The sequence below is a fragment of the Lentibacillus salicampi genome (assembly GCF_004565465.1).
GTDB lineage: Bacteria > Bacillota > Bacilli > Bacillales > Amphibacillaceae > Lentibacillus > Lentibacillus salicampi.
In genome coordinates, this window is the sequence record NZ_SRHY01000034.1 from 24055 (window position 1) to 34031 (window position 9977).

Below are 9977 nucleotides of genomic sequence, written 5' to 3' on the forward strand. Positions count from 1 at the left end.
CTGAATTTCTCCTATCCGCCACAAGAACACTACCATGGACACAAACAAGGTCAAGGGTGGTGGACTTCGTTAAATCATTAAGCTAAGAAATTTCTACATTTAACTTGTCCGAATTCTTGACATAAGACCATATACGCCAAACTCGATTTATCCATCTCCCATAAAGTAAACATTCTTTTTTCTGCAGAGGAGACAGGATAACGTGTCCGCTTTTCCAATGGTTGGATCACCTTATCTTCTGCTGCAGTATATTCCACGGATTGAATATAAGTTGCCAGCAATTCGATAGATGGAAACTTAAATATATCCCCAATCGATAATTTTATAGAAAAACAATGATTAATTTGAACGACTAAATAAGATGCATTCAAAGAATGGCCGCCAATATTAAAGAAATTATCGTCAACACTGATACTGTCTAATTGCAGTTCTTGTTTCCAAATCGCCAGCAGTTTCTCTTCAATGGAATTACGCGGGGCGACAACTGTTTTTAATGTATTATTTTCTTTCTCTTTAAGAAGATTTTCGAGTTCTTTTCGATCAACTTTCCCGTTGGCCGTCAATGGAATGACATCAACCGGAATATATTTGGTTGGAATCATATATTCCGGTAATTTTTCAGCCAGATATGTGCGAATTTCAAAAGAACCAATATCTTCTTCCATCAATAAAAATACACATAAACTGTTGTTGTCGCTATTGTCCAAATAGTCCAAGACAACACACTCGTCAATAGACTCCAACTGTAAAATTTCCCGTTCTATTTCCCCAAGCTCTACCCTGTAGCCTCTGATTTTAACTTGAAAGTCTTTTCTGCCGATGTATTCAATTTCCCCGTTTGGCAAAATTCTTCCCAAGTCATCGGAACAATACATTTTTGTTCCAGGAAGGAATGGATTATCAACAAAAACTTTTTCCGTTAGTTCTTTTTTATCCAGATAACCTTTTGTCACCCCGTCACCGGCTACACATATCTCGCCAATGATACCTTCGGGCTGCATATTTAAATGGTCGTCCAAAATATATACGTTAAGTGTCGGTATCGGTTTTCCTGCATTAGAGACATTATCTTCCATATCTGCTAGGGTCAATTCCTTATGTGTAACATGAATAGTGGTTTCAGTAATGCCATACATGTTAACCAGTTGGATATCCGGATATTTTTGCTTCCATTTTTTAAATTTAATAGGCTTTAAAGCTTCGCCGCCAAAAATAATATATCTTAACGAGTACGGCTGAACGGATGTCGCTTGGTCTTCATGAATAAAATTATAAAAAGCGGAAGGTGTCTGGTTCAGGACGGTTACATTCTTATCAATCAATAAGTGCATGAAGGCATTGGAATCGACTGCAACCTCTTTAGGTACGATAACCAATTTCCCACCGTACAATAATGCGCCATACATTTCCCAAACAGAAAAATCAAAGCAATAAGAATGAAACATTGTCCAGACATCCTGGTCTGTAAAAGTAAACGGATGCTGATCATTAATCAATAATTGCACAACATTGCGATGGGTAACCATAACCCCTTTCGGATTACCAGTTGAACCCGAGGTATAGATAATATATGCCAGATCATCTGGTGAATTTTTGACAGTCATGTTTGTTGTATCCATTTGTACTGATTCGCCAGCTCGAACGTCCATCAATCCACCCGGAAACGCCAATTCCTTTTGGATATATGCTTGGTAGTCCTTTGTCGTTATCAAAAGTTTAGCCTGACTGTCGGAAAGTATATAATCAATTCTTCTCTTTGGAAAAGAAGGATCGATTGGTAAATATGCTGCGCCAGACTTTATAACCGCGATTATGGAAACAATCATTTCAATGGAACGGTCCATATACAATGCAACCAGGTCATTGGGTCTGACTCCCTTGCTGTGCAAATAACGCGCCAATTGGTTTGATCGCTTCTGTAAGTCCTTGTATGTTATCTGTTCTGTATCTCGTTCTACCGCGACTGCATCTGGGTGAATGTTGGCCTGTTGTTCGAATAGTTCAGGAAGGGTTTTTAGTGGGTATTGTGCATCGTGTTCTCCCTTAGCCAGTTTTTCTATCTGATGTTGATTTAATATATCTACATGTTTAATATGTTCCTCATTCTCGTTGAGTAGATTTTCCATCAGTTGTATTAAATATTTATGCATATCCTTTATTTCTTTTTCTGTAAATACATCTGTTTGAAAGTCATAATCCATCTCCATCTTGCCCGAGTTGTCCCGATCATTGATATGAAAAGATAAAGGATTTATTGCCTGACCGCTAAAGAGCCATGTGGCTTTATAATAAGGATATTCCTCATTTTCAAGCGAGGCATTTTGATAGGAAACCAGAACATCATAAAGCTTATCGGTGGTTTCATTATTTTTACGTATGTCTTCCTTCAATAAATGATGCGGATACTTTTGATGACGTAATAAGGTCATTAATTTTTTTTGTATGTTTTCACTTAAAGAATGCAATGAAGACTCGCTATCCAACTGGATGCGTATGGGCATTGAATTGATGAACATACCAACAATATCTTTCTCTCTCTTCGTAGCTCTGTTTAATATTAGTGTACCTAGTACGAAATCCTGTTTTGAAGTTATCTTATAAAAATAAGATGATATGCACGATAAAAAGAATGTCAATACGGAAACCTGATACTTTTCACAAAATTGGTGAATTTGTTTAATCAACTGCCTAGAAAATTCAAAAGATAGCCTTCTGGCATGTGGTGTCCCTTCAATTTTTTTATTCATGCCATCAAGTAACTTTTCCCTCGGGGCGTTTGCAAATTCTTCCAACCAAAATGCCCTGTCTTTTTCAAATCTTTTTGATTGCAAGTATTTCTGTTCCCGTTCAATGAATTCCAGATAGGAAGGATTCTCCTTCTTCACTTTCTTATCGTTTATAAGGTTCACATAATTTTCATTAATTTCATTAACAATCAATACCATTGACCACCCATCACTAATCATGTGATGTAGCCGAAAATAATAACCTAGTTTTCCGCTTGGATGCACATAAATGGCAAAAAGATATAAATAATCACGGAAAATGTCTATGTCTTGATCATTCATTTTCTGGATCCATGTGTTAAATCCTTCTTCATCACCCAAAAAGTCTTCTTTGATAATATTTGGCGGATATCCTGGTTCCAGATATTGATTTTCATTCCTGCCGTTAATGGAAAAGCGCAAATGAAAGCTGCTATGTTCTTCTATTACCTGTTCGATTGCTTTTTCCAACACACCTGAATCTATCTCTGAATGATAGAGTATATCGCCATTAACATTATTGATACTGTTTATCTCATAGTAATTCTGTATTGCATAAATATCCTTTTGCGGATAAGACAATGGATATAATTCTTGCCGATCCACTCCTATCAGCCTCCTTAAAAATCATTATTTCATCTTTTTGCATACAGCAATTGATGATTCATGATAGAATATTTGTCTTTTTACCATAAGACGCTGATAACATCTGACTGATATATTCTGCCAACTCTTGGGATTGTTGATTCAAATAGAAATGACCCCCCTCATAGTATTCAATGAAAGCAGATTGATTCGTATAATCCCTCCACGCTTCAATTTCATGTTGTTCAAAACTGTCGTCTTTCCCATTCAATAAGGAAAGAGGGATATCTAGTGTGCTTCTTTTCTCTTTATATTGGTACTCCTCAACAATTTTAAAATCACTTCTGATAATCGGCATAAAATAATCAAGAAGTTCCTTATTTTCCAATAGTTCTTTTGGTGTCCCCCCCAAGTGGATAATTTCTTCCAATAATTCTTGGTCATTTAAAGAATCAACATGAAGGTGTTTCCTTTTTAAGTGCGGGGGATTGATCCCGGAGAGAAAGAGATGTTCCGGGAGCAGATTCCTTGTAGACAATAACTTATGTGCAAGCTCATATGCTATTATCCCCCCCATACTGTGGCCAAAAAAAGCAAATGAATCATGTATTAATTTATTCTCTGCTATCATCCATTCATACACGTCATTTATTGCTTCTGATATGCTATTATATAAAGGATCCGATATTCGTTTCCCCCTGCCGGCTAATTCGACTGGTTCAATATCTATAGAATTATTGTTGAATAGCGTCTTCCAGCTCATAAAATAATTAGCGCTGCCTCCAGCAAATGGAAATAAAAATAATTTCAAGACTACTCATTTCCTTCCTTGCTCTTAAGTAGATTTTTGATCTCCTCCACAATCATCTCCGGTTTTTCATGATGAATAAAATGATTATCGGTGTCTATCCAAATCTGTTTAGAGTTTTTGGACATTTTCGGTAATTTTTCCTGTGACTTTTTCCAGCCTTCCATCGGATTCTTGCTGGCTGAAAAGATAATCAGCGGGATATCGCCAAGGTCCCCTTCTTTGTTTACTTGTTTTCCGTTTTCAGGAATCATTTTCCGTTCTTCTAGCATGGTTTTATTCCACATACGATCCAATGCAAATGAAATGCCTTCATTTTTTACATGGTCCGGCAAATGTTCACCTTGGACAAGATTATCCTGGAAAAATTCGAAATTGCTCAATAGCCGTAAAATTCCGGTGTTTTTTAGAAACTTTGTCGAATGTATTGATAAAGGTACTGAACTTTCCATATCACTGGCATACTGCGGATGAACGCCGTCCATTAATACAATCCCATCGACTTTTTCCGGATATTTTTGTGCATAAGAAATAATCTCTAAAGCCGCCATGGAGTGCCCGACAAATATAAATGATTGATTTTCACTTGCCTCATCCAATACCTTTTTCATTTCGTCCGTTATAGTGTTAATGGAACGTGACCTGGTGGTAGAATCAGACCAGCCGTATCCAGGTCTTTCGTAGATAATTGTTTCTGCATGGGGGCTTATTTCATTCTGCAAATGATACATGTCCGCGTATGGTGAGGATGTTCCGTTTCCTGAACTAAAAACAACCGTTTTATCGCCAGTCCCTTTTTTTATGTAGTGAATTTTGGATTGTTCGTAATCTACAAATTCTCCTGGTGGAGAGTGCTTATCCATAACATCACGCCTAACGATTTCACTGATGAAACCAATTGATAAAAGAACTAATATAACAATCAATACAATAATAGCTTTTCTTGCAAATCGAATGTTTAAAATTAATTGCCCCCCTTACTTTCAGTAATACAATTTAGTTGTATATTTAGTAGGATATGTGATATTTTAGTAATTGTCAATACCTTTTGTAAATTAAGAAAATGAAACATATATACCGAGTAAAAAGTAATGCATGAATTTATTGTTTTAACTATATTCACCTGTTAAGAACTGATATTTTGTTCATTATCAACATAATTATGTCTAAAAGAATCTAGTAATAAAGACATGGTGGATTTAAATCATTAGCAAGGTACTATAAAGTATGTCATCTGTACGTTGATTATTTAGGATCCAAGAAAAGCAGTTTGGAGGATAAAATTATGTCGAAAACAGTCATTGATATCAAGAATTTAGTCAAGTATCTCGGATCAGGGGAATTCCAATTTCAGGTTATTAAAGAATTGAATTTCTCCATCAATCAAAACGACTTTGTTATTATGGTCGGTCCTAGTGGTAGTGGAAAGACAACATTACTCAATATATTGTGTGCTCTCGAAAAAGCGGATAAAGGAAGTGTCTTCTACGATGATAAAGATATCAACCGGCTTTCCGAATCGCAGCGTATCCAATTCAGAAGAGGCAATATCGGATATATATTCCAAGATTACCTTCTCTTATCCAATTTGACGGCAACTGAAAATATTGGTGTTGGAGCGAGCGATAAGCAACAATTGAAAAATATCCCCAACCTTCTGGACAAAGTAGGGCTGTCTGAACATGAACATAAATTACCTTCCGAATTATCGGGAGGACAACAACAACGCGTCTCCATACTAAGAGCGCTTCTCAAGAAACCTAAAGTCCTAATTTGTGATGAGCCTACAGGTGCTTTGGATCAGGAGTCGAGTAAAGATGTTTTAGAATTAATTCAGGAATTTCACAGTGAATCCGACATGACAGTGGTTATAGTAACCCACGATAATAAGATTCCCGATATCGGCAATCGAGTCATCCATTTAAAAGATGGCAAAATAGAAAGTATCATTGAGCAGGAACCAAAAAAAGTGAAAGAGATTGATTGGTAACTATGAAAATGATAAAAAAACAAATACGAAAGTCCATACTTGCAAGAAAACTTCAGGTTACTTCCGTTATTCTGTTCACAATTTTAATCGCCATTGCATTTAATTATCTTGTCGGCGGCATGATGGCTGTTGACGAGACCTACCAAGAGCAACGAAATCATTCAGAGACGGAAGATTTTCGCATGTTACCGGAGTTGGAACCAGAAGATTATCTTGATAATATCGCCAATGATTATGACATTTCCGGAGAAGACTTGGAAAACCTTTCATGGACGGACTTGGTCGATAAATATTCTATTTCTTTATATAACTATGATGAGGAAATCGTACAATCTCTATCAGATAAATATAATTTTGATTACACCCTTTATGAAAAAAGTGTCGTAAAAGAGGATAATATCACCTATTTTTTAACCCCTTATGATAAAGATATAAGCAACTTCACCATTGAAGATGGAGCATTTCCGGAAGAAAAAGAAGTATCGCTTACATATCAATATGCTAAGCAAAAAAACATCGCGATAGGCGATGAGATAGATATTTTGGGTGATACATATACAGTTAGCGGTTTACACACAGGTCCTCTCCATAATTTCTTATACTCCGACCAATATTCGGAAAGTGTCATGATTACGTCCAACGCTGGAGTCATCATGAATAAAGAGGACTTCCGAGATAAAGAAGATATCGATAAATCATACGTTTACCTTGGAAAATTTGATGATACAGAAAAGAAAAGTTCGGTACTGTCGGGCATAAAAAATGATGATGATGTCGCCGCGTTCACTCTTCCAAAAGACGTGGAAAGTATTAGCAACATAGAAAATGATATTAATACAAACACATATATTGGAATTGTAGCAATCGTCATCCTTTTCCTGACAGTTATCGTTATTCAAATTATGTTAATTCGCAATGAATTGTACCAATTGAATCCTGACTTTGGTATTTTGCTGTCAATTGGTGTGAATAAAAGAACCATTTTACAGGCATTTAACTTTTATATGTATTTGCTGCTTTCTGCCGTTGCCGTTGGATCTATTATTGGAGTTCAATTGCAGCAAATGACATTTTCACAAATGCAATTAACATATAATATACAGCAATTTTTCAGTTATAACTGGGTATATTCACTATTGTTCGGGATAGGTTTTTTGGTGGTCATAATGGTTCTCATTTATTCTTCAGTTATTGCCAATCTGCGGCATAAGCCATTGAATATGATAAATAGGACAAGCAGTAAAAAGAATCGATTTAGATTTTTAAAGGGAATTAAAAAATGGAACGCTTTCCGACCATTCACTCAAAAAATTAAATCATCATTTACATTTAAAAATATTGGATTTTTGTTTACACTGGTCTTTTCCATCATTATCGTCTTTAATTTATTTTTGCTTGGTTGGAATCTTATCACATCCAATGAAGCTAGCTACGAAACATATAAAGAAAATATCCGTTATGAATCAATAAATATACTATCGAGCACACAAACGGATGGTAATGGAGAAGAGGATATCGGCTACAGCGGAGACTATTCGATTGATTCGAATAACCATAAAGAAATGGATGACACTCTTACTGTTATGGGAATTAGGGATGATAATCCATATTATCGGAATATTGACGTTGAGGAAAACACGCTGATCATCAATAAAAAGTTTGCTCATGACCATCAGATTGACACGTCCGACTCAATAACCATTGACTTTAATGGTGAATCCAAAACGATTAATATTGAAGTGAATTCCAATGCGTTTGATCAAAACAATTATATGTTATTGGAACAGCTATGGGATCTTGATGAGGACATCGATGATGGATCTTATAATTTCACGTTTAATCATCCATCCGATTCAGATGTATCATACTCAACTACGAAAAATGATCAGATAGAACTGCTAGATGAAAGTTTGCTTCAGATGAATAGCTTGCTCACCATATTGTTCATGTCGACGACAATCATCTCTGCTATTCTTCTAATCTTGATAGCCAACTCAGCAGTTAATGAAAATACATCCGCCATAAAAATATTCCTTTTATTAGGCTATAATTTTCGTAAAATATTTTTTCTTTCAGTGGATGTATTCAAAATACAAATTATCGTTTCAGCTTTACTGGCGCTTTGTATACACCCATTCATCACAAAGTTGCTTGAAAGAATAATCAATAACAATTCTTCCAGTATTTATATCGAAATTAATTTTTCCATATTGACCATTTTCATAAGTATTGTCGTGATATTGGCTATATACTATATCGTTTTTATATGGAATTATCTTATCCATATCAGAAAAATAAATAGATAAAATGTTTACTCTCCTGCTTCAGATTGCTCTTGAAGAAGTTGGAAAAACAATTCTTAAAACATTAGCCGACAGAATCAAGACACCGGATCCATACTCATGTCCTTGGATCCGGTATTATGACTAACTATATTAGGGTCTACTGAATAATACAAAGATCCTCAAATATAAAGGATTCAGGATCTTTTTTGTCGAAATAACGTGCAAGGACCAGTTGAACTATTACCTGGTTACTTTATGCTTGGAGGTTATCTCATGTACGAATATAATGCCAATCAAATGATCCTGCCTGATGAGTTTTTCCTGCTCTTCAGAGGTCAGCTTAACCCCGACAATCTTTGGGTTGTCATGTGTTTATGGCAGAATAATGTAAAAGCACATAATTCGGCAGCCTAAAGTTACAGCCAATATTCATGTTTCCGCCCTCCATTTTATTGATTGGAACCCTCTGTTTCACAACTGATTACATTAAGCATAACACAAGTTATTAAAAATAAAAAAGGACGCTTCCGCAAAAGTCAGCGCTCTACGAAAACGTCCTTTATAAGTTAATTCTTGTGACATTTTAAATTCCGCACAAGGGAAACACCCTGCCATGACAGGGTTGGGCGCACGCTTACATCATGCCGCCCGTACTTGATTTATTTTCGGGGTGTTTCATTAGCCTAATTTTCTAGGGTTCGGCAAATAAATTAATCCTATAGCTAGAGAACGTATATTCGTTTTATTTCGTGTGTTTATTTTTTCTAGTTACTTTTATGTGACATTTAAAAATGTCACATAAATCTTGACTTCCTAAAAAGTGAAGATGTTTTTGAATACGGTAATACACACCATTGTCTAATCTAAGGTTTAACCTTATATCCTTATATTTATATCTTGCAAATATTAATTGCAATAATCAATAATGACCCATCTATGCTATTTACAAAAACGATGAACATGCACTTTAAGGTAACAAATATTAAAATAGCGCATATACGCCTAACGGCTTCCGTTACCTATCGCAAAACTGTAATTTGCACGCTAAATTGTAAGTAAAAATGTATATTAAATTGCACCGCAAAATGCGGTGCTTTTTGTTAACAAAAAATAACCCAGTTCGGTCAGAACTGAGTTATATATAAAATTTACTTTTAAGATTCATTCTTCAACAATCGCGCCCGATCGTATTATGGCACAGTCACTACCATTTTATCATAAATAAAAATATATAGTTTTTAAATGTAAATTAGTTTACAAAATAATTAAAATATGATATATAAAAAATAATTAGCATACACCTCTTTTAAGTGCCAAAAACTTTCTTTAAAGGAGTGATTGGGATGGTTGCAATGGTTCTTGATAGAAAAAATCCGTCACCTGTTAGGGAGAGTTCAAACTGTATGTTAATTCGTTACTCAACTTTCGCAGCACAAATTAGGCAGATAAGCCTTGATATAATTGGGCAAGGCGGAAAACCATTGATGTAATTGACCTTTGATTAGTTGTTTGAATTTGTTATTGGTCTTTTTTAAAGCATCTTC

6 protein-coding genes are annotated in these 9977 nt (G+C 35.4%); 3 read left to right on the forward strand and 3 right to left on the reverse strand.

Annotated features, from left to right (window positions below):
* Positions 1–77: 77 nt before the first annotated feature.
* The 3 genes from E4U82_RS15055 to E4U82_RS15065 are packed head-to-tail and all read right to left on the reverse strand — an operon-like array spanning position 78 to position 5021.
* The gene (locus E4U82_RS15055) at positions 78–3371 is read right to left on the reverse strand and encodes a non-ribosomal peptide synthetase (RefSeq protein ID WP_135110981.1); all 3294 of its coding nucleotides are present in this window, start codon (positions 3369–3371) and stop codon (positions 78–80) included.
* A 58-nt stretch (positions 3372–3429) separates the two neighbouring features.
* Positions 3430–4161: a thioesterase II family protein gene (locus E4U82_RS15060; protein ID WP_135110982.1), complete on the reverse strand. Its 732-nt coding sequence runs from the start codon at positions 4159–4161 to the stop codon at positions 3430–3432.
* A 2-nt stretch (positions 4162–4163) separates the two neighbouring features.
* Positions 4164–5021 carry an alpha/beta hydrolase gene (locus E4U82_RS15065; RefSeq protein ID WP_135110983.1) on the reverse strand — a complete coding sequence of 286 codons (858 nt, stop codon included), beginning with the start codon at positions 5019–5021 and terminating at the stop codon, positions 4164–4166.
* A gap of 422 nt (positions 5022–5443) precedes the next feature.
* Between E4U82_RS15065 and E4U82_RS15070 the strand changes: the two genes are divergently transcribed.
* The 3 genes from E4U82_RS15070 to E4U82_RS19985 all read left to right on the forward strand — a co-directional run bounded on the left by E4U82_RS15070 (position 5444) and on the right by E4U82_RS19985 (position 8847).
* Entirely contained in the window at positions 5444–6148 is a 705-nt protein-coding gene (locus E4U82_RS15070; RefSeq protein ID WP_135110984.1) for an ABC transporter ATP-binding protein, read from the forward strand.
* A 2-nt stretch (positions 6149–6150) separates the two neighbouring features.
* Entirely contained in the window at positions 6151–8454 is a 2304-nt protein-coding gene (locus E4U82_RS15075) for an FtsX-like permease family protein (protein WP_135110985.1), read from the forward strand.
* Positions 8455–8706: 252 nt separating this feature from the next.
* On the forward strand, positions 8707–8847 hold the full coding sequence (locus E4U82_RS19985; protein WP_167751443.1) for a hypothetical protein: 141 nt from the start codon (positions 8707–8709) through the stop codon (positions 8845–8847).
* Positions 8848–9977 lie beyond the last annotated feature (1130 nt).

Bases quoted from the DNA above. Each gene is read 5' to 3' on its own strand.
- E4U82_RS15065 (WP_135110983.1), bottom strand. From the start codon at position 5,021: ATGGATAAGCACTCTCCACCAGGAGAATTTGTAGATTACGAACAATCC.
- E4U82_RS15070 (WP_135110984.1), top strand. From the start codon at position 5,444: ATGTCGAAAACAGTCATTGATATCAAGAATTTAGTCAAGTATCTCGGA.
- E4U82_RS15075 (WP_135110985.1), top strand. From the start codon at position 6,151: ATGAAAATGATAAAAAAACAAATACGAAAGTCCATACTTGCAAGAAAA.
- E4U82_RS19985 (WP_167751443.1), top strand. From the start codon at position 8,707: ATGTACGAATATAATGCCAATCAAATGATCCTGCCTGATGAGTTTTTC.